General features: G+C 71.9%; 18 protein-coding genes. 13 read left to right on the forward strand and 5 right to left on the reverse strand.

What is annotated here, in order from left to right:
- Positions 1-217 precede the first annotated feature (217 nt).
- The 8 genes from OHT01_RS30940 to OHT01_RS30975 all read left to right on the forward strand — a co-directional run bounded on the left by OHT01_RS30940 (position 218) and on the right by OHT01_RS30975 (position 11,748).
- Positions 218-1,066, forward strand: a complete 849-nt coding sequence (locus OHT01_RS30940) for an amino acid ABC transporter permease (RefSeq protein ID WP_328556387.1) — start codon at positions 218-220, stop codon at positions 1,064-1,066.
- Positions 1,063-2,826: an FAD/NAD(P)-binding protein gene (locus tag OHT01_RS30945; protein WP_328556388.1), complete on the forward strand. Its 1,764-nt coding sequence runs from the start codon at positions 1,063-1,065 to the stop codon at positions 2,824-2,826. Before OHT01_RS30940 ends, OHT01_RS30945 begins: the two co-directional genes overlap by 4 nt.
- A 49-nt stretch (positions 2,827-2,875) precedes the next feature.
- The gene (locus OHT01_RS30950) at positions 2,876-3,658 is read left to right on the forward strand and encodes an amino acid ABC transporter ATP-binding protein (RefSeq protein ID WP_328556389.1); all 783 of its coding nucleotides are present in this window, start codon (positions 2,876-2,878) and stop codon (positions 3,656-3,658) included.
- Between the two features lie 125 nt (positions 3,659-3,783).
- On the forward strand, positions 3,784-4,566 hold the full coding sequence (locus OHT01_RS30955; protein WP_328556390.1) for a DUF1684 domain-containing protein: 783 nt from the start codon (positions 3,784-3,786) through the stop codon (positions 4,564-4,566).
- Between the two features lie 263 nt (positions 4,567-4,829).
- Positions 4,830-5,729 (forward strand): S1 family peptidase, encoded by a 900-nt coding sequence (locus OHT01_RS30960; protein ID WP_328556391.1) that lies wholly within the window; start codon positions 4,830-4,832, stop codon positions 5,727-5,729.
- Between the two features lie 214 nt (positions 5,730-5,943).
- Positions 5,944-6,870, forward strand: coding sequence for a slipin family protein (locus tag OHT01_RS30965; protein ID WP_328558335.1), 927 nt, complete (start codon positions 5,944-5,946; stop codon positions 6,868-6,870).
- 349 nt (positions 6,871-7,219) lie between these two features.
- The gene (locus OHT01_RS30970; protein WP_328556392.1) at positions 7,220-10,777 is read left to right on the forward strand and encodes a DNA polymerase III subunit alpha; all 3,558 of its coding nucleotides are present in this window, start codon (positions 7,220-7,222) and stop codon (positions 10,775-10,777) included.
- A complete protein-coding gene (locus OHT01_RS30975; protein WP_328556393.1) occupies positions 10,774-11,748 on the forward strand; it encodes a DNA polymerase Y family protein in 975 nt (324 codons plus the stop codon). The genes OHT01_RS30970 and OHT01_RS30975 overlap by 4 nt, the downstream gene beginning before the upstream one ends.
- 66 nt (positions 11,749-11,814) lie before the next feature.
- On the opposite strand, the gene OHT01_RS30980 is transcribed toward OHT01_RS30975, so the two are convergent.
- The gene (locus OHT01_RS30980; RefSeq protein WP_328556394.1) at positions 11,815-12,189 is read right to left on the reverse strand and encodes a cupin domain-containing protein; all 375 of its coding nucleotides are present in this window, start codon (positions 12,187-12,189) and stop codon (positions 11,815-11,817) included.
- 102 nt (positions 12,190-12,291) lie between these two features.
- On the opposite strand from OHT01_RS30980, the gene OHT01_RS30985 reads away from it, so the two are divergent.
- Together OHT01_RS30985 and OHT01_RS30990 are read left to right on the forward strand one after the other, a co-directional pair.
- The gene (locus tag OHT01_RS30985) at positions 12,292-12,738 is read left to right on the forward strand and encodes a MarR family winged helix-turn-helix transcriptional regulator (RefSeq protein WP_328556395.1); all 447 of its coding nucleotides are present in this window, start codon (positions 12,292-12,294) and stop codon (positions 12,736-12,738) included.
- Between the two features lie 170 nt (positions 12,739-12,908).
- Positions 12,909-13,769, forward strand: coding sequence for an esterase/lipase family protein (locus tag OHT01_RS30990; RefSeq protein WP_328556396.1), 861 nt, complete (start codon positions 12,909-12,911; stop codon positions 13,767-13,769).
- A 233-nt stretch (positions 13,770-14,002) separates the two neighbouring features.
- Here OHT01_RS30990 and OHT01_RS30995 read toward each other — a convergent pair whose 3' ends face one another.
- Positions 14,003-15,067, reverse strand: a complete 1,065-nt coding sequence (locus OHT01_RS30995) for a lytic polysaccharide monooxygenase auxiliary activity family 9 protein (protein WP_328556397.1) — start codon at positions 15,065-15,067, stop codon at positions 14,003-14,005.
- Between the two features lie 195 nt (positions 15,068-15,262).
- Between OHT01_RS30995 and OHT01_RS31000 the strand changes: the two genes are divergently transcribed.
- Positions 15,263-15,748: a GNAT family N-acetyltransferase gene (locus OHT01_RS31000; protein WP_328556398.1), complete on the forward strand. Its 486-nt coding sequence runs from the start codon at positions 15,263-15,265 to the stop codon at positions 15,746-15,748.
- Positions 15,749-15,896: 148 nt separating this feature from the next.
- Here OHT01_RS31000 and OHT01_RS31005 read toward each other — a convergent pair whose 3' ends face one another.
- The gene (locus OHT01_RS31005; RefSeq protein WP_328556399.1) at positions 15,897-16,031 is read right to left on the reverse strand and encodes a hypothetical protein; all 135 of its coding nucleotides are present in this window, start codon (positions 16,029-16,031) and stop codon (positions 15,897-15,899) included.
- Positions 16,032-16,192: 161 nt separating this feature from the next.
- Between OHT01_RS31005 and OHT01_RS31010 the strand changes: the two genes are divergently transcribed.
- Positions 16,193-16,816: a class I SAM-dependent methyltransferase gene (locus OHT01_RS31010; protein WP_328556400.1), complete on the forward strand. Its 624-nt coding sequence runs from the start codon at positions 16,193-16,195 to the stop codon at positions 16,814-16,816.
- A 181-nt stretch (positions 16,817-16,997) separates the two neighbouring features.
- On the opposite strand, the gene OHT01_RS31015 is transcribed toward OHT01_RS31010, so the two are convergent.
- Positions 16,998-17,498 carry a DUF402 domain-containing protein gene (locus OHT01_RS31015; protein WP_328556401.1) on the reverse strand — a complete coding sequence of 167 codons (501 nt, stop codon included), beginning with the start codon at positions 17,496-17,498 and terminating at the stop codon, positions 16,998-17,000.
- A complete protein-coding gene (locus OHT01_RS31020) occupies positions 17,479-18,408 on the reverse strand; it encodes a GNAT family N-acetyltransferase (protein ID WP_328556402.1) in 930 nt (309 codons plus the stop codon). Before OHT01_RS31020 ends, OHT01_RS31015 begins: the two co-directional genes overlap by 20 nt.
- Before the next feature lie 71 nt (positions 18,409-18,479).
- Here OHT01_RS31020 and OHT01_RS31025 point away from each other — a divergent pair, with 71 nt between their 5' ends.
- Positions 18,480-18,854 carry a GntR family transcriptional regulator gene (locus OHT01_RS31025; protein ID WP_328556403.1) on the forward strand — a complete coding sequence of 125 codons (375 nt, stop codon included), beginning with the start codon at positions 18,480-18,482 and terminating at the stop codon, positions 18,852-18,854.
- Positions 18,855-19,527: the final 673 nt, after the last annotated feature.

A 19,527-nucleotide genomic window follows, 5' to 3' on the forward strand; every position in this document is an offset into this window, starting at 1 on the left:
GAATGCATGGGCCAAGTGGAACAGGCATCTGTTTGTGCGTCAACTGCCCTGAGACGTACGGCTCACAGTATGGACAGCCTTGACATCGAGGGGAAACGCCCCCGTACTCTCATGCCACGGCCCTGCTGAGGGGCTCGGCCGTACGGCGCTCCCGGGCGCCCAGCGTGACCTGTGTGAAGGCACCCGTGTTCGACTCGACGCATCACGGAGTCTTCGCATGTCCTCCGACACCCTCACCGAGGTCGCCGCCGCACCGGACGAAGCGGCCTCCCTGCGCATCGTCCCAAGGCGTCGCACCGGCCTGTGGACCACCGCCGTCGCGGTTCTGGTCCTGCTCGGGCTCGCCCTCAACTCCGTAGTACGCAATGACGCGTTCCAGTGGGACGTCGTCGGCGAGTACTTCACCTCCGCCTCCGTGCTGCGCGGACTGTGGCTCACCCTCTGGCTGACCGCGGTCGTGATGACGCTCGGCTTCGCGCTCGGCACCCTGCTCGCCGCGCTCCGGCTGTCCAGCAACCCCGTACTGAGGACGGTGAGCTGGGGATACGTCTGGCTCTTCAGGTCGATGCCGATCCTGGTCCAGCTGCTGTTCTGGTTCAACATCGGGGCGTTGTACCCGCAGATCCTCGGTGTGCGCACGGTCGACCTGCTCGGCCCGGTGACCGTCGCCGTCGTCGGCCTCACCCTGCACGAGGCCGCCTACGCCGCCGAGGTGGTGCGCGGCGGCATCCTCTCCGTCGACCGGGGGCAGATCGAGGCCGCGCAGGCGCTGGGCCTGAGCCGGTGGCGCCGCTGGTGGCGGATCGTGCTGCCGCAGGCGATGCGCTCCATCGTCCCGCCGGCCGGGAACATGCTGATCGGCACCCTCAAGGGCACCTCCATCGTCAGCGTGATCGCCGTGCAGGACCTGCTCTACTCGGTGCAGCTCGTCTATCACCGCACCTACCAGGTCATGCCGCTCCTCATGGTGGCCACCCTCTGGTACATCATCGTCACCTCGGTCCTCGGCGTCGGCCAGCACTACGTCGAGAAGCACTACGCGCGCGGTTCGGAGCGCACCCGATGAGCACCGGGCGCCCCTCGTTGGTGATCGTCGGGGCCGGGCCGCGGGGGACCGGTCTCCTGGAACGGATCGCGGCCAACGCGGCGGAGCTGTACGGCGGTTCGGGGCTCGACATCCATGTCGTGGACCCGTATCCGTCGGGTGCCGGACGCATCTGGCGCGAGGAGCAGTCGCCGCTGCTGTGGATGAACTCCGAGGCGCGGGACGTCACGATGTTCACCGACGAGAGCGTCGACATGGCCGGACCGGTGCTCGAAGGGCCCACGCTCGACGTGTGGGCGGGCCTCGACGGGCAGACCTTCGCGGGCCGGTCCCGACAGGGCGCCTACCTGCGGTGGGTGTACGAGCGTGCCGTGGCCGCCCTGCCGCCGGGCATCCGGGTGCACCGTCATGCGTGCCGTGCGCTGCGGGTGAGCGGACCCCGTGAGGGCCGCCAGCAGGTGTGGCTGGAAGGCCGTCCCCGCCCGCTCCTCACCGACCTCGTCGCGTTGACGATCGGTCATCTCGACGCCGAACTCGACACCGAGCAGAGCCGGTTGGCCGCGTACGCGACGGAGCACGGGCTGGTCCATCTGCCGCCGGACTTCACCGCCGACAGCGACCTGTCGGCTCTCGCGCCCGGCGAACCCGTCCTGGTCCGCGGCTTCGGGCTCGCCTTCGTCGACCTGATGGTGCTGCTCACCGAGGGGCGCGGCGGGCGGTACGAGGGCGACAGCTACCTGCCCTCGGGGCGGGAGCCGATCCTGTACGTGGGCTCCCGGCGCGGGGTCCCCTACCACTCGAAGATCGGCTACGGCTGGGAGGGCGAACGGCCTCCGCTGCCACGGTTCTTCGGGCCCGCCGAGGTCGACGCCCTTCTCGCCCGCTCCGAGAGGCCCGACTTCCGGCGGGACGTGTGGCCGCTGATCGAGAAGGAACTCGGGTTCGCGCACTACCACCGCCTGTTCGCGGCACACCCCGAGCGCACCCGGGTCGCCTGGAGCGACTTCGAGGAGAGGTACGCCGCCGGTTCCGGTGCCGAGATCCGGGCCCTGGTGGCGTCCGCCGTGCCCGACCCGGCCGACCACCTCGACCTCGCCGCGCTCGACCGTCCGCTGGACGGGGTGCGCCACGCCTCGTACGACGACCTGCAGGACGGACTGCGGACGTACATCGAGGACGACATGAGGAGACGTCATGATCCGTCGCACAGCGTGGACCTGGCCGTCTTCCACGGGTTGCTCTCCGTCTACGGGCAACTGGTCCAGCTCGGTGACACGGGCCCGTGGTGGCACGGCTTCTTCAGTTGTGTGGCGTCGGGGCCGCCCGGACCCCGGCTGCGTCGGATGCTCGCCCTGTCGCGGGCCGGGATCCTGCGGTTCGTCGGCGCGGACATGACCGTCACCGCCGAGGACGGGGTCTTCCGGGCGGGCAGCTCCACCGTGCCCGGCGCGACGGTCGAGGCCCGGGCGCTCGTCGAGGCCCGGCTGCCGCACCCCACCGTCGAGCGCACCCGGGACGTACTGCTGCGCGAGCTGTACGCGGACGGGGCCGCCGCGACGCCCGAGGGGCTGCTCGCCGTCGACCCCGCCGACGGGCGCGTCCTGGAACGCTCCGGCACCCCGCACCCCCGGCGCTTCGCGCTCGGCCCGCACACCGACGCCCGGGGCTCGGGCGCCTTCACCCGGCCGCGTACCGGCGGCCCGGCCTTCCGGCAGAACGACGCGACGGCGCGCGCCGCGCTCACGTTCCTGCGGGCACTGTCCTGTCACGTCGCGGCCTGACGCCTCTTAGGCATCCCGCACGACGACACCTCGCGAAGGGAATCACCCGATGAGCACCTCCACGGCCGGCCCACCGGTCATGGTCGACATCAAGTCCGTCCACAAGCGCTTCGGTTCGCTGGAGGTGCTGAAAGGGGTCGACCTCGCGGTACGGGCCGGAGAGGTCACGGTGATCCTGGGACCCTCCGGATCCGGCAAGTCGACGCTGCTGCGGACCATCAACCACCTGGAGAAGGCCGACCGGGGCCGGATCAGCGTCGACGGCGCGCTCGTGGGATACCGGCGCTCCGGCGACACGCTGTACGAACTGCCGGAACGCGAGATCCTCAAGCAGCGCACCCGGATCGGCTTCGTCTTCCAGAACTTCAACCTCTTCCCGCACCTCACGGTGCTGGAGAACATCGTCGAGGCCCCGCTCTCCGTGCTGAAGCGCCCCCGGAAGGAAGCGGCCGGGACCGCGCGCGCCCTGCTCGACCGGGTCGGGCTCGCCGACAAGGCCGACGCCTATCCGAAGCAGCTCTCGGGCGGGCAGCAGCAGCGGGTGGCCATCGCCCGCGCGCTCGCACTGGAGCCGAAGCTGCTCCTCTTCGACGAGCCGACCTCCGCGCTCGATCCCGAACTGGTCGGTGAGGTCCTCGACGTCATCAGGGACCTGGCGCACCAGGGCACCACGATGATCGTCGTCACCCATGAGATCGGGTTCGCCCGCGAGGTCGCCGACACCGTGGTCTTCATGGACGACGGCCGCATAGTCGAGCAGGGCGCCCCCGCAGACGTACTCGACCGGCCGCAGCACGAACGTACCCGGGCCTTCCTCTCCAAGGTCCTCTGAGAACCCGGTCGCCCACCGGAAGCGGTCGCGGCGGAGCCCGACGAGGGCGTTCCGCGCGGAATACACGGGCACCACGTCGCACGCGCACCTCGGCCCGGCCGAGCCTGTATGGAAGGGTTGATCACATGACGACGGACGCACCCGAGGACTGGAAGCACTGGCAGGAGCACCGTGTCGCGACGGTGTCCGCGCCGTACGGCCCGCTCGCGCTCACCGGAACCCATTGGATCGAGGACTATCCGGAAGGGCGACTTCCGGACATCCCCGGGCAATGGGCCGTCAAGGGCGAGGGAGTGGCCCTGACCGCGGCCGCCGAGGACGGGCTCACCGTCGACGGCGAGCCCTTCACCGGCGACATCGTGCTGGACGCCGACTACGGGCCGACCGACGGGGCCCGGGTCGGGCGCGGGGAGCGGCGGTTCGTCGTCCTGGTGCGCGAGGGGATCTGGGGAGTACGCCACTACGATCCCGCGGCACCCGCCCGGCAGGCCTTCGCGGGCATCGAGGCGACCCCGTTCGACGGGCGCTGGGCGGTGCCCGGACACTTCACCCCGTACGGCGAGGGCCGTACCGTGCGCGTCGAGAACGCCGACGGGGTCACCCGGGGGCTCGCACTCGGCGGAGTCCTCGCCTTCACCCTGGACGGGCAGGACCTCACTCTCCAGGTGTCGGTCGAGAGCGACGGCTCGCTGTGGGCCGTCTTCGCCGACACCACCAGCAGGGACAGCAGTTACCGCTTCCGGTTCCTGCGCCCGGCGGCGCCCGACGCCGAGGGGCGCACGACGGTGGACTTCAACCGGGCCGTGCTTCCGCCGTGCGCGTTCTCCGACCATTTCGTCTGCCCGTTCCCGCCGCCCGGAAATAACCTGAGCGTGGCCGTCGCCGCGGGGGAGCGCCGACTGGGCTGAGGCCCCCGGGACTCAGGAAGGCACGGGGGGAAGCTGAAACCTTCAGTGGTCCGATGATCAATCTCCTCCGGGTGGAGGCAAGTTGAACGCTGCACGGCCGAAAGGCGCCCTTGCGTCTGTCGGCCGTGCCGCCGAATACTCCCCCTCAGCGCTTGTCAGGGGCATGGCTTGTCCGGAATCCGGACGGGCGGCCCCGGGCTGCGCCTCACGGGCCCCAACCCCACTACACGAGGGCCCCTTACTTCCCTTCGGAGGAATGAAACGTGAGGATCAAGCGCACCACCCCCCGTGGCGGAACGGCGAGACGGAGCCGGCTGATCGCCGTCACCACCGGGCTCGTCGCCGCCGCAGCGTTCGCGGTCCCCAGCGCGAACGCGTCCGACGCCCAGACGTTCAGCGCCACCCAGCTGAGCAGTGCCAAACAGTCGGTACTCAAGTCCGATGTCGCGGGCACCGCTTGGGCGGTCGACGCCAAGACGAACCGCGTGGTCGTCACCGTCGACAGCACGGTCTCGAAGGCCGAGATCGCGAAGATCAGGCAGCAGGCGGGCGGCAACGCGGCCGCGCTGACCATCAAGCACACCTCGGGCACCTTCAAGCCGCTGATCACCGGCGGCGACGCCATCTACGGCGGTTCCTACCGCTGTTCGCTCGGCTTCAACGTGCACAGCGGGAGCACCTACTACTTCCTGACCGCCGGCCACTGCGGTGAGGTCGCCTCCACCTGGTACTCCAACTCGGGCCACACCACGACGCTGGGCACGAACGTCGGCTACAGCTTCCCGACCAACGACTTCGCGCTGGTCCGCTACACCAACTCCTCGATCGCGCACCCGAGCGCGGTCGGCAGCCAGACGATCAGCAGCGCTGCCACGCCGAGCGTGGGCACGACGGTCTACCGGCGCGGCTCGACCACCGGTACGCACAGCGGCAAGGTCACGGCCCTGAACGCCACCGTCAACTACGGCAGTGGTGACGTCGTCTACGGCATGATCCAGACCACGGTCTGCGCCGAGGGCGGGGACAGCGGCGGTCCGCTGTACGGCGGCAGTGTGGCCTACGGTCTGACCTCCGGCGGCAGCGGCGACTGCACCTCCGGCGGCACGACCTTCTTCCAGCCGGTCACCGAGGCGCTGAGCTACTACGGCGTGAGCGTCGGCTGACCGACCGGTCGCGGACGGACCGGCCGTCGGTCGACTCGTCGACCACCGGCCCGGCACCCCCCACGGTATTCCGCGCGACCGGACCCAAGGCGAACAGGCGAGCCCCCGCACCCGACCGGCGTGCGGGGGCTCGCCCTTGTTCCCGTGACGGGGTTACCTTCGAAGCGCACGCTGTACACGCCCGGTGCGCCACGTCGGACCCTGGGGGGCCGTGATGGTCGAGGAACTGGTGGCGGCGGGAGTCTCCGTCGTGTCCGTGGGGCTGGTCTACACGATGACCGCCGCCCGCGTCGTCAAACAGTACGAACGGGGTGTGGTGCTGCGGCTCGGCAAGCTGCGCTCCGAGGTGCGCGGTCCCGGCTTCACGATGGTCGTGCCCTTCGTGGACCGGCTGCGCAAGGTCAACATGCAGATCGTGACCCTGTCCGTGCCGGCCCAGGAGGGCATCACCCGGGACAACGTCACGGTCCGGGTGGACGCGGTCGTCTACTTCAAGGTGGTGGACGCGGCGAACGCGGTCATCCAGGTCGAGGACTACCGCTTCGCGGTCTCCCAGATGGCGCAGACCTCGCTCCGCTCGATCATCGGCAAGAGCGACCTGGACGACCTGCTGTCCAACCGCGAAATGCTCAACCAGGGCATGGAGTTGATGATCGACAGCCCGGCGATCGGCTGGGGCGTGCAGATCGACCGCGTCGAGATCAAGGACGTGTCGCTGCCGGAGACGATGAAACGGTCCATGGCCCGCCAGGCCGAGGCCGACCGTGAGCGCAGGGCCCGGATCATCAACGCGGACGCCGAACTTCAGGCGTCCAAGAAGCTGGCACAGGCCGCCGAGGTGATGTCCGAACAGCCCGCGGCACTCCAACTGCGACTGCTGCAGACAGTGGTGGCCGTCGCGGCCGAGAAGAACTCCACCCTCGTCCTGCCCTTCCCCGTGGAACTGCTGCGCTTCCTGGAACGAGCCCAGCCCGCCCCACCCGCCCAACCGGCCCCGCCCGCCCAGTCGGTGGCGGCGCCCGAGCCGGCGCCCGCCCCTCAGCGGCCCGCCGTGCCCGATCCCCAGAGGCCCGCGGTGCCCGAGCAGGCGTCCGCTCCCCGGCAACCCGCCGTTCCCGAGGGGCCCGCCGTTCCCGAGTAGTCCGTCGGGTGCCGACGCGGCGGGAACGTACTGCGACGCGAAGTCCCGGCACCACGTCGTCAGCGTGCTCCGACAAGGTCGTCGTCGCCGCCGACCGTACGGGCCGGGTGCCGCGCCGAGGCGATCTCCACCTGGTCGGACTCCAGGGGCGGGCGGATCGCGATCGGCCCGACCTCCGGCGGGAGCGGCTTCCGGCGCTGTCCGCGCCCGGGGCATCCGGGTGTTTGCGCAGGTGGGACGGGTTCGAACGGGTGTCGTACAAGAGTTCGAGAATTGGTCTATGGTGGGGGTGAGGTAGCTGGGAACAAGTGTTCGAGAGCCGTAAAGGTTCACAGGTCGGGAGGTGTGCGTGCCGGGATTCACGCATCTGCACACCGCCTCCGGGTTCTCCCTGAGATACGGGGCCTCGCACCCGGAGCGCCTCGCCGCGCGTGCCTCCGAGCGGGGTATGGACGCCCTCGCGCTCACCGACCGGGACACCCTCGCGGGCTCGGTCCGGTTCGCCAAGGCCTGCGCGAAGGCGGGCGTCCGTCCGCTGTTCGGCGTGGATCTCGCGGTCGGGGAGCCCGTACGGGGGGAGCGGCGCCGCACCCCGGTGCGCGGCGGTGCCTTCATCGACGAGTCGGCACCCCGCGCGACCTTCCTCGCGCGGGACGGCGCGGCCGGCTGGGCCGACCTCTGCAGGATCGTCACGGCGACGCATGCGGGCGGCCGGGAGGACGGCCCGCCGCTGCTGCCCTGGCCGGACAACCACGCCGAAGGCCTGACCGTGCTGCTCGGCCCCGGCTCCGACGTCGGCCGCGCACTCGCCGCGGGCCGCCCCGACCGCGCGGCCGTGCTGCTCGGGCCCTGGCGGGAGATCTACGGCGACGCCCTGCGCCTCGAAGCCGTCTGGCACGGCCGTCAGGGCACCGGTCCCGGCTCCCTGCGGCTGGCCGCCCGCACGGTCGGCTTCGCCGCCGAGCAGCGCGTACGTCCCGTGCTCAGCAACGCCGTCCGGTACGCCGACGCGGGCCTCGGCCCGGTCGCCGACGTGCTGGACGCCGCCCGCCGGCTCGTCCCCGTCGACCCCCGGCGCGAGCTGGACTCCGGCGAGGCCTGGCTCAAGGACGAGGCCGCCATGCTGGGCGCCGCCGAACGGATCGTGGAGGCGGCGGGCTACCGCCGTGACACCGCGCACCGGCTGCTCGAACAGACGCGGGCCACCGCCGCCGCGTGCCGCGTCGACCCCGAGGACGACCTCGGCATCGGCGGCGTGCACTTCCCCGAACCGCGTCTCGTCGGCGCGGACCGGCGCGGCGCCCAGCGCGTCCTGGCCTCCCGGGCGGCGGCGGGCATGGTGCTGCGCGGCTACGCGGGCCGGCGCGCGTACTGGGAACGGATGCACCACGAGCTGGACATCATCGCCCACCACAACTTCGCCTCCTACTTCCTGACGGTCGCTCAGGTCGTGGACGATGTCCGGGAGATGGGCATCCGGGTGGCCGCGCGCGGCTCCGGGGCCGGCTCCCTGGTCAACCATCTCCTCGGCATCGCGCACGCCGATCCCGTCGAGCACGGGCTGCTCATGGAGCGCTTCCTGTCCAAGCGCCGCCCGGTGCTGCCCGACATCGACATCGACGTGGAGTCCGCGCGCCGCCTGGAGGTCTACCGCGCGATCATCGGCCGGTTCGGCACCGAGCGGGTCGCGACCGTCTCCATGCCCGAGACCTACCGGGTCCGGCACGCCGTCCGTGATGTGGGCGCCGCCCTCTCCCTGGACCCGGCGGAGATCGACCGGATCGCCAAGGCCTTCCCGCACATCCGCGCCCGGGACGCCCGCGCGGCCATGGACGAACTCCCCGAACTGCGCGAACTGGCGGGGGAGAAGGACCGGTACGGCAAGCTGTGGGAGCTGGTCGAAGCCCTCGACGCCCTCCCGCGCGGCATCGCCATGCATCCGTGCGGGGTGCTCCTGTCCGACGCCTCCCTGCTCGCCCGTACGCCGGTCATGCCGACCAGCGGCGAGGGCCTGCCCATGTCGCAGTTCGACAAGGAGGACGTCGAGGACCTCGGGCTGCTCAAGCTCGACGTGCTGGGTGTGCGGATGCAGTCCGCGATGGCGCACGCGGTGGCCGAGGTGGAGCGGGCCACGGGGGACCGGCCGGACATCGACGCGGTGGCGCCGGGCGACCCGGCGACGTACGGGCTCATCCAGTCCACCGAGACGCTGGGCTGCTTCCAGATCGAGTCGCCGGGCCAGCGGGACCTGGTCGGACGTCTGCAGCCCGCGACCTTCCACGACCTCGTCGTCGACATCTCGCTCTTCCGGCCGGGGCCGGTCGCCGCCGACATGGTGCGGCCGTTCATCGAGGCGCGGCACGGCCGGGCGCCGGTCCGCTACCCGCACCCGGACCTGGAGGGGCCGTTGAAGGAGACGTACGGAGTCGTCGTCTTCCACGAGCAGATCATCGACATCGTCGACATCATGACCGGCTGCGGGCGCGACGAGGCGGACCGGGTGCGCCGTGGGCTCTCCGACCCCGAGTCGCAGGGGCGGATCCGGTTCTGGTTCGCCCAGCACGCGACCGCGAAGGGGTACGACGTCGAGACCGTCGCGCGGACCTGGGAGATCGTCGAGGCCTTCGGGTCGTACGGCTTCTGCAAGGCGCACGCCGTCGCCTTCGCCGTCCCGACGTACCAGTCGGCCTGGCTGAAGGCCCATCACCCGGCCGCCTTCTACACCGGGTTGCTCACCCACGACCCCGGGATGTACCCGAAGCGGCTGCTGCTGGCGGACGCGCGGCGGCGCGGGGTGCCGATCCTGCCGCTGGACGTGAACCGGTCGGCGGTCGCCCACCGTATCGAACTGGTGTCTGAATCGGCGTGGGCCGACGGCTCCTCCGGCTCCTCCGATTCCGCCGGTTCTGTGGACTCCACGGGCTCCGCCGACCCGGCCGGCCGCTGGGGCGTCCGGCTGGCGCTCTCCGACGTGCACGGCATCGGCGAGGCCGAGGCCGCGCGGATCGCGGACGGGCAGCCGTACGCCTCGCTGCTCGACTTCTGGGAGCGGGCCCGGCCGAGCCGGCCGCTGGCCCAGCGGCTCGCGCAGGTCGGCGCGCTGGACGCGTTCGGCGCCAACCGCCGTGATCTGCAACTCCACTTGACCGAGCTGCACCGTGGGTCCCGGGGCGCGGGCGGCGGTCAGCTCCCGCTGTCCGGCGGGCGGAACACCGCCTCCGCCGGACTGCCCGATCTGTCCCCGGCGGAGCGGCTGAGCGCCGAGCTGGGCGTGCTCTCGATGGACGCCTCCCGCAATCTGATGGACGACCACCGTGCGTTCCTGGGGGAGTTGGGCGTGGTCACGGCCCGTCGGCTGCGTGAGGCGCGGCACGGTGAGACGGTTCTGGTCGCCGGTGCCAAGGCGGCCACCCAGACCCCGCCGATCCGTTCCGGCAAGCGGGTCATCTTCAGCACGCTGGACGACGGGACGGGCCTGGTCGACCTCGCCTTCTTCGACGACTCCCACGACGCCTGCGCCCACACCGTCTTCCACTCCTGGCTGCTGCTCGTGCGCGGAGTGGTGCAGCGCCGCGGCCCGCGCAGCCTCAGCGTGGTGGGCTCGGCCGCCTGGAACCTCGCCGAACTGGTCGAGTTGCGTGCCGAGGGCGGCCTCGACGTGGTGGCGGCCCGACTGGCCGAACCCGCACCGGAACGGCCGGGGGCGCCGGGGGAGCAGAGGGATCCGGGCGGCCCGGGGGAGCCGCGGCGGCCGGGAGCGTCCGGCGACGGTGATCCGGCCGGGGGCCGGACGATCCGGATGCCCACGGGGTACGAGATGCACCCCTGGGCCGATCTGCGTCCCGCGGGCGAAGGGCCCGCGGGCGGAAGGAAGTTGTGGCACCAGAGTCCGGGGAGTGCGGGATGACCATCCTCTGCGTACGTTTCCAGCTGCCTTCGACGCACGAGGCGGCTCTGCCTCGACTCCTCGGCGTACTGGAGGAGTTCACGCCCGTCATGGAGGCGCTGCCACCCGACGGCGCCCTGCTCGATCTGCGGGGTGCCGAGCGGTACTTCGGGCGCGGTGCCGTCGAGTTCGCCTCGCTGATCAGGGTGCGGACCCTCGCCCTGTACGGGATCGACTGCGTGGTCGGCGCCGGGCCGGGCCCGATGCTCGCGCGGATGGCACTGCGCGACGCCGCCCCCGGGGTGACCCGTGTCGTGCCCCGGGAGCCGGACGCCGTGGCGGAGTTCCTCGCCGGCCGGCCCGTCGCCGCGCTGCCCGGCGTCGGCGGTTCCACCGCCCGCACCCTGTGCGAGTACGGCCTCGACACCATCGGCAAGGTCGCGGCCGCGCCCCTGTCCACGCTCCAGCGCCTCACCGGCGTCCGGGCCGGCCGCGAACTGCACGAGAAGGCGTCCGGCGTCGACCGGAGCCGGGTCGTACCGAACGCCACCTCGCGCTCTCTGGCCGCCGAACACCCCTTCGAGTGCGACGAGTTGGACCCCTCCCGGCATCGCCGCGCGCTGCTCTCCGTGACCGGGGAGATCGGCACCCGGCTGCGCGCGCTGGAGAAGGTCTGCCGCACGCTGACCCTCACCGTGCGCTACGCCGACCGTTCCGCGACCACGCGCAGCCGCACCCTCAAGGAGCCGACGGCCCACTCCTCGACGCTGACCGGCACCGCGTACCGCATGTACGAGGCGCTCGGCCTCCAGCGTGCCCGGGTCCGGGCGATCGCCCTGCGCGCCGAGGGCCTGACCCCCGCGACGGGGGCCTCCCATCAGCTCACCTTCGACCCGGTCGACGAGAAGGTCCGGCGCATCGAGGAGGTCGCGGACCGGGCCCGGGCGAAGTTCGGCCCCCATGTGATCGGCCCGGGGACACTGGCCGCCTGACTCCCCGTACGCGGGTGAGGCGGCCTCCCGCCCCCTCCGGCGGGCCTGTCCGGCCCCTGGGCGGCCCTAGTTGGCCCAGGGCGGTGTGAGGACCGAGCCGTCGGCCAGTTCCGCGCGGAGGCCGATGGAGGTGGTGACCCAGGAGAGCGCGGTCTCCTGGGCCGGATTCTCGATGCCGAGGGCCACGCCCGGGGTGATGACCACGGTGTCGCCCGCGGTGATCCGCTCGGTGCGGCCGTCGAGCGTGACGAGCAGTTCGCCGGAGAGGAGATGGAAGATCTCCTCGCGGTCGACGGTGTGTACGGGGGCCCGGTGCCCCGCGGGGATCTCCGCGCGCCAGGCGCACAGCTCCTTGCTGCCGCTGCGGGGAGCGGCGTACGAGACGAAACGGGCGCCGTGGATCTCGTGGACGACGGCTTCGGACGAGCGGATGACGGACACGGGTGCCTCCTGGGTCGGGAATTTGGTCAAGTAGCTTGACCAAGCTTTCAGGAATATGGTCAAGCAGATTGACCAAATCGTCAAGGGTGTTTCAATGCACGCGTGCAGAACTCCGAGGCCATGGCCCTGACCGCCGCCCTGCTCGCCACCGCCGGCGAGCTGACGCAACGTATCCACGAAGGCGTGGTCGCCCGCGGATTCGCGGAGCTGCGCCCCGCGCACGGCTTCGCCTTCACGCGGCTTGCGCCGGACGGGGCCACGGTCACCGAGCTCGCCGCCCATCTCGGGGTCACCAAGCAGGCCGCCAGTCAGCTCGTCGAGGAACTCGTCCGCAAGGGGTACGTCGAGCGGCGGCCGCACCCCGACGACGCGCGGGCCAGGCTCGTCGTACTGACAGGGCTGGGGTGGGAATGCACCCGTGCGGCGGAAGAGGCGGCGGCGGACGCCGTTCGGGCGTGGGCCGAAGTGCTGGGAGAGGACGAAATGCGCGCGTTGTATACGCGTTTGCTGCGCATCGCGCCCTACGGTCCCATCAGGCCCGCCTGGTGACAGCGCGCTGACCATGGCAGTCGCTCTGGTTATCACTGGAAGTTTTTACTGACGCGTAACTTCACACTTCTGCTACTCGACCGTAACTTGACGAGTGAACAGCATCCTCGTGATCCGGATCACAGGGCGTAAACCCCCACAACTCCCTTGAGCCGCAAGGAGATCACTCGATGCTGCCCTGGAAGCGAGTGCTCAGACCCCTGGCCGCGCTGCTGCTGACCGCTGTCGTCGCGGTCATCCCCGCCGCCACAGCACACGCTGATTCCGCCCCCAGCAGTGGCTGGAACAACTACTCCTGCAAGCCGTCCGCCGCCCATCCCCGCCCTGTCGTCCTCGTCCACGGCACCTTCGGGAACTCCGTCGACAACTGGCTGGCCCTCGCGCCCTACCTGACCAGCCGCGGGTACTGCGTCTTCTCCCTCGACTACGGGCAACTGCCCGGCGTCCCCCTCTTCAACGGCCTGGGCCCCATCGACCAGTCGGCCGCGCAGCTCCAGGTCTTCGTCGACAAGGTGCTCGCCGCGACCGGCGCGGCCAAGGCCGACCTGGTGGGCCACTCGCAGGGCGGCATGATGCCCCGCTACTACCTCAAGTTCCTCGGCGGAGCCGCCAAGGTGAACGCCCTCGTCGGTATCGCCCCCGACAACCACGGCACGAACCTCGACGGTCTCGCCAACCTGCTGCCGTACTTCCCCGGCGCCGCCGGCCTGCTGTCCGCGGCGACTCCGGGACTCGCGGACCAGGTCGCCGGCTCCGCGTTCCTGACCAAGCTCAACGCGGGCGGCGACACCGTCGCCGGCGTCCACTACACGGTCATCGCCACCAAGTACGACGAGGTGGTCACGCCGTACAACTCGCAGTTCCTGACCGGATCCGACGTCCACAACGTCCTGTTGCAGAACCTGTGCGGGCTCGACCTCTCCGAGCACGTGGCCATCGGGATCTTCGACCGGATCGCCTACCACGAGGTGGCGAACGCCCTCGACCCGGCGCACGCCTCCACCACCACCTGCGCCTCCGCGTTCAGCTGACCGGCCGACCGGCTCGGCGGACCACTCGTCCATGGTGGTCCGACCGGGCATGCCCGGCGTGATCGTTCGACCGGCCGCGTTCCGGTCCTTCCGGAACGCGGCCGGCTGAGCACGCCGCCGGGGGCTGTCCGACCTGAGCCGCCGGTCAGCCCCCGGGAGTCGTCCGGCCGCCAGTGCCCGTCCGGCAATTCACACCGTTGCCCGCCGGGCGAACGGGAACTGCCGGGCAGGCCCTAGCGGCCGCGCCTGCTTCCCGGCGTCGCGCGCCGCCGGACCGAGGCGAACAGCGCCGCGGCACCGAGCGCCAGGGCGGCGGCGCCGCCGATCGCGGCGTACGAGGTCGAGGAGTCGCCACCGGTCTCGGCGAGATCCCGGGAGGAACCGGCGGCCTCCGGCAGGTTCCCCGCGGGGTCCGAAGCCGCGCCGACGTCCTCGGCGGTCTTCGCGTCCGCGGTGGTCCTGGTGTCCCCGGCGTCCCCGGCGGAGTCCGCGCTCGTGGCCGGCGCCGCCGACGTACCGGCTCCGCCGCCCCCGTGGCCGTGGTGGTCCACGGTCGACCTGCCGCTGCCGTCCTCGATCTGCCGGTCGGTGGGCGCGGACGCGCTCGGCGCGGGAGAGGTGCCGCCGCTCGCGCCCTTGCCGCCGCCCGTGTTCTCACCGCTGCCGCCGAACGCGACGTCGGAGCACGAGTAGAAGGCCTCCGGACTGTCCGAACGCTGCCAGACCGCGTACAGGAGCTGCTTGCCGGAGCGCTCCGGCAGGGTGCCGGAGAAGGTGTAGAAGCCGCCCGAGGCCGCCGGGTCCGTGACCGTCGCGACCGGGCGTGCCAGGTCCAGATCGCCCCAGGCCAGCGGCTGCGACGGGTCGTAGCCCGGCTTCGTGATGTAGACCTTGAACGTGCCCTTGTGGGGCGCGGTCACCCGGTACCTGAAGGTGTACGGGCCGCTGCTCACGCTCGTCGCGGGCCAGTCGGAGCGCGCCAGGTCGAGTCCCTTGAACTCGGTGCTGCCCGCGCCGCACAGCTTGCCGTCCGGGATCAGCTCCTGGTGCCGCCCGTTCGCGTCGCCAATGCGGATGCCGTTCCAGTCGTAGAGCGCCTGGGTGCCGCCCGCCGCGACGGCCGCCCTGCAGGCGTCCGACCGGGGGTTCTCCGGACCCTCCGCGTAGCACTGGGACACCCGGCTCACCGGGTCCCCCATCGAGCCGTGCGCCGAGGCCGGAGCCGCGGCCAGCGCGGACAGGGCGAACGGGGCGACACCGAGCACGGCGACGCCGACGGCCTTGCGGCGTGCGGACATGGGGGAACTCCTCGAACGGTCCTGGTGCGCGGGGGCGAGTCCCGCACGGCGTTCCGTGCGGGGATCCCGTGGGGGGCGATCAGAAAACTAGCCCCAAGAAACCGCGAAATCGCCTGCTGGAGGCGGGTGATGGAGATCCTTATGGCGCTGTTAAGGGAGTACTGAGACTGCGATCAGGTAGGTAGCGTGCGGGACATGAACGAGACGACCGAGGAGTTCCGGGGGACGCCCGAGGCGTTCGGAGTACGGGCTGCCGTCGCCGCGGACGTGCCCGCCGTGAAGGCCGTGATCGACGCCGCGTTCCAGCCGTACGTCGAGCGCATCGGACTCGTTCCGGTGCCCATGGAGGCGGACCACGCGGCGAATGTCGCGGCGGGTCGGGTGTTCGTCACGGGGGAGCCGGTGACGGGGCTCGTGGTCGTCGAGGAGCGCGCCGACCATCTGTACCTCGACACCATCGCGGTCCACCCCGATGCCCATGGCCGGGGCATCGGGGGACGGCTGCTGCGTTTCGTGGACGCACACGCGCGCGCCCTCGGACTGGACGAGATCAGGCTCTGCACGAACGCGATGATGTGGGAGAACCGGAAGATCTACCCGAAGTTCGGGTACGAGGTCATCGAGCGGCGCGCGGACGGCCCGTACGACCGGATCCACTACCGCAAACGGCCGGCGGTCTGACGGAGCCCACCGCACGGGGCCGGTCCGAGGGGGCCCATCACGGCCCGCACCGACCGGTGCCGATCGCGGGCCGGCGGCGGGTCCCCGCCGCGAACCGCTGATCCGGCGGCGCGCTCGTGGAGGCCGTGCTCCATGGGGCCGCGGCGGCTCAGCCGTCCGGCCACCAGGTGCGCGCGATGTCCTTCCGGACCTCCGGGCGCTCGGCGGGGCGCACCTCCGGCTCGTCCCGCGCACGGCGGGAGTCCGGCTTCCTCAGGGGCTTCTGCACGGTCACACGGCGCATGGCTGCCTCCTTGCGTCTACCGGAATCCGCGGTTGTACGGAGGTAGACCCTTTCGGGGAGAGTTCCTCATCGGTCGCGATCTGTCTGTGGCGGCGGTCACCCGTGGGCTGTCCTCGGTGGGCACCCGTCGATTGTCAGTGGTGGGTGCCACTCTGGTACGCATGGTGAGCAACAGTGGCATGAATCCGGGAACAGGCGTCGACTGGGACGCCGCGTCAGCCACCTTCGACGAGGAGCCCGACCACGGTCTGCGCGATCCCCTGGTCCGTGATGCCTGGGCCGCCCGGCTGGGCGACTGGCTGCCCGAGCGGCCCGGTGACCTGCTCGACGTGGGCTGCGGCACCGGCAGCCTGTCACTCATCGCGTCCGAGAGAGGCCACCGGGTCACCGGCGTCGACCTGGCGCCCCGCATGATCGACCTCGCCCGCGCCAAGCTGGCGGGACGTGACGCGGTGTTCCTCCTCGGTGACGCGGCGGCGCCGCCGGTCGGCGAGCAGCGCTTCGACGTCCTGCTCAGCCGTCATGTGCTGTGGGCGCTGCCCGATCCCGGGCGCGTGCTGCGGCACTGGCGCGGACTGCTGCGCCCGGGAGGGCGGCTGGTGCTGGTCGAGGGCGTGTGGGGGACCGTGAGCCCTGCCGGTATATCCGCCGAGCGGCTGACCGCCCTGCTGCGGCCGCTGGTGTCCGACGCGGCGGACCTGCGTGTGGAGCCGCTGTCGGCCGACGCGCGGCTGTGGGGACGGGACGTCGACGACGAACGGTACGCCGTGGTGGCCGGCTTCTGACCACAGCCGCCTGCCGATCGGGGCCGACACACGGCAGAACCGGCGTCGGCACAACCAGAGTCGGCGCCGACACACCGGAACCGGTGCCGAGACACCAGAGCCGACGTCGGCGCACCAGGGCCGGCATCGGCGCCAGAACCCGGCGGCGGCACCGGTGTGGGCGGCGGCAGCGGTCGGGTCTCTACGCCAGCAGCGCTTCGAAGCCGCCCTCGTGTGCCAGGGCTTCCAGGTCGTCCAGGGCCTTCTCGGCTGCGGCCGCGGCAGCCGGGTCGGTGACCGCCAGGCCGCTCTCGGCGAACTCGTCCTCGTCGAGGCGCAGGACGTCCGCGCCGTCGGCCGAGAGCCACAGATCCAGGTCGAGGTCCTCGACGACCACCCGGCCCCCGGAGACGGTGGCCGGCCGGGTGATGTCGCAGTACCAGCCCTTGCGGACGCCCGCCGCGTCCCGGACCTCCTTCACCGAGTACCAGCGGTCCCGCCAGTAGTACTCGGTGAAGACATCGCCCCGCTCGAACCGTACGAAGCCGAAGTCGCGGACGGTGTCGCCCGCCCAGGGTGCGCGCACGATCACCCGGGTGCCGTCGTCGGCGAGCAGCTCGGCCGGATAACTGATCTTCGTACGGCCTGCCTTGACGAGCACGATCTCCCACGAGCCGGGCGTGTCAGCCGAGGTCACGGACATACCTCACCTCCGTTGCGCAGACTTGATAACCGAACCAGGTGTTGATCGCCAGCATCGGCCCATTGTCGGCGTCGTTGCCCGTGAACGCCTCCGTGAACCCGGCCGCGCGGGCCCGGTGCAGGGAGTGGTTCTTGGCGAGTTTGGCGAGACCCCGGCCCCGGAAGGCGCGGCCGGTACCCGTCATCACGGTGCCGTAGCGGGTGCCGCCGTCGGTGCGGGCCGCGCTGAACGCCGCCGGGCGACCGTCGACGAGCGCGACCGAGGTGAGCTCGTGACTCAGGAGCGGGTGGTGCCAGGTCTCCGTCAGCCAGGCCTCGTAGTCCGTGAACTCGCGGTCGAGGTCGCTCGGTTCGTCGAGGAGCGTCTCCGCGTCCAGTACGAACAGCGGCCGCGGGTCGTCCGCGAAGTCCGCCCCGGTGCGCAACTCCACGCCGGACGGCGGTGGTTGGAGGGACGGCAGGGTGCCGTTCGCCAGGTCGAGGCGGAGGAAGCGCGCGGAGCGGGAGGCGCGATAACCCCGCTTCTCCGCGAAGGCCCGGTTCGCGGGCGCGTCCAGCACCCAGGAGAGCAGCCTGGTCGCGCCCAGGGCGGCGAGCCGTTCCTCGGCGGCGCGGGCCAGCAGCGAGCCGGCGCCGCGTCCCTTCTTCTCCGGGTGCACATAGATGTTGACGTTCCCCTGACCGGGCTCCGGGCTGTCGTGCACGAGCCCGACCTGCGCGGTGCCGATCGCTTCGCCGTCCTCCTCTGCCAGCAACGGCTGGTAGTGGGCGTCGGGATGGGCCTGTTCCAGGTCGTAGGCGACGGATTCCGGGGTGAAGAGAACGAACGGGAGTGCCTGGTGACGGATACGGGCGAAGGTCGCGGCGTCCGACGGGTCCCCGCGCCGCAGTTCGCGAACGATCAAGGTCATGGCATCGCACGCTACGCGGGGGCCGTGTGCGGATGCCTCTCATTTTCCGGCGGGTACGGGACAATCGCCGCGTGACCCTGAAGATCCGCATCGCAGAGGGGGCCGCGCCGTACGAGCAGGTGCGCGCCCAGATTTCCGAGCAGGCCCGGTCCGGCGCGCTGCCGGTCGGCTACAAGCTGCCCACCGTACGGGGGCTGGCCGAATCGCTCGGCCTCGCGGCCAACACCGTCGCGAAGGCCTACCGGGCCCTTGAGTCGGACGGGGTGATCGAGACGCGGGGCCGCAACGGTACGGTCGTGGCCGCCGCCGGGGACGCCGCGGAACGCGAGGCGGCGTCCGCCGCGCAGGCCTATGCCGAGCGGGCGCTACGGCTCGGCCTGACGGAGAACGCCGCCCTGGACGCCGTACGAGACGCACTGAGGGCAGCCTTCGAAGCCGACGCCTAGCCGCTCCCGGCGTCACCCGGGACCCGGGCTCGACGTGGGCCGGGTCCCGAGGTGGGCCGGGTCCCGAGGTGGGCCGGACTCGACACCGGCAGGGCCTCGACACGAGCAGGTCCCCGGCGGCGGCCTGGACCCCGACATCGGTCGGCCCTCCGGCACCGGCAGGGCCTCGGCACCGGCAGGTCTCCGACACGAGCAGGTCCCCCGCGGCCGCCTGGACCCCGACATCGGTCGGCCCTCCGGCACCGGCAGGGCCCCCGACACCGGCAGGGAACCGCCCGTGGCGGGAGCCTGTCCACGGCATCGACCGGGACCCGCGCCCGCGGCCCACGCCCGTCGGTCTTGGGCCGCCCAAGGCGTCGGCCAAGGCTCACCCCCCGGCACCAGCCGGGGGCCCGGCCCGGTCACGAGCCCCCAGCGGAGGCCGAGTCGGTGCTCAGGCCGGGTCTACCCCGGGCGCGAGCTCACCTGCCGACACCGTCCCGGTGCCAGCCCGAGACCGCCCCGGCATCAGGTCGGTGCTCATGCCGGGTCTACCCCGGGCACGAGCCCATCCGCCGACACCGTCCCGGCGCCAGCCCGAGACCGCCCCGGCATCAGGTCGGTGCTCATGCCGGGTCTACCCCGGGCACGAGCCCATCCGCCGACACCGTCCCGGCGCCAGCCCGAGACCGCC

The sequence above is a fragment of the Streptomyces sp. NBC_00358 genome, from assembly GCF_036099295.1.
Taxonomy (GTDB): Bacteria; Actinomycetota; Actinomycetes; order Streptomycetales; family Streptomycetaceae; genus Streptomyces.

Excerpts from the sequence above, each read along its gene's own strand:
- OHT01_RS30940 (WP_328556387.1), top strand. The coding sequence starts at position 218 with ATGTCCTCCGACACCCTCACCGAGGTCGCCGCCGCACCGGACGAAGCG.
- OHT01_RS30945 (WP_328556388.1), top strand. The coding sequence starts at position 1,063 with ATGAGCACCGGGCGCCCCTCGTTGGTGATCGTCGGGGCCGGGCCGCGG.
- OHT01_RS30950 (WP_328556389.1), top strand. The coding sequence starts at position 2,876 with ATGAGCACCTCCACGGCCGGCCCACCGGTCATGGTCGACATCAAGTCC.
- OHT01_RS30955 (WP_328556390.1), top strand. The coding sequence starts at position 3,784 with ATGACGACGGACGCACCCGAGGACTGGAAGCACTGGCAGGAGCACCGT.
- OHT01_RS30965 (WP_328558335.1), top strand. The coding sequence starts at position 5,944 with ATGGTCGAGGAACTGGTGGCGGCGGGAGTCTCCGTCGTGTCCGTGGGG.
- OHT01_RS30975 (WP_328556393.1), top strand. The coding sequence starts at position 10,774 with ATGACCATCCTCTGCGTACGTTTCCAGCTGCCTTCGACGCACGAGGCG.
- OHT01_RS30990 (WP_328556396.1), top strand. The coding sequence starts at position 12,909 with ATGCTGCCCTGGAAGCGAGTGCTCAGACCCCTGGCCGCGCTGCTGCTG.
- OHT01_RS30995 (WP_328556397.1), bottom strand. The coding sequence starts at position 15,067 with ATGTCCGCACGCCGCAAGGCCGTCGGCGTCGCCGTGCTCGGTGTCGCC.
- OHT01_RS31000 (WP_328556398.1), top strand. The coding sequence starts at position 15,263 with ATGAACGAGACGACCGAGGAGTTCCGGGGGACGCCCGAGGCGTTCGGA.
- OHT01_RS31005 (WP_328556399.1), bottom strand. The coding sequence starts at position 16,031 with ATGCGCCGTGTGACCGTGCAGAAGCCCCTGAGGAAGCCGGACTCCCGC.
- OHT01_RS31010 (WP_328556400.1), top strand. The coding sequence starts at position 16,193 with ATGGTGAGCAACAGTGGCATGAATCCGGGAACAGGCGTCGACTGGGAC.
- OHT01_RS31015 (WP_328556401.1), bottom strand. The coding sequence starts at position 17,498 with ATGTCCGTGACCTCGGCTGACACGCCCGGCTCGTGGGAGATCGTGCTC.
- OHT01_RS31020 (WP_328556402.1), bottom strand. The coding sequence starts at position 18,408 with ATGACCTTGATCGTTCGCGAACTGCGGCGCGGGGACCCGTCGGACGCC.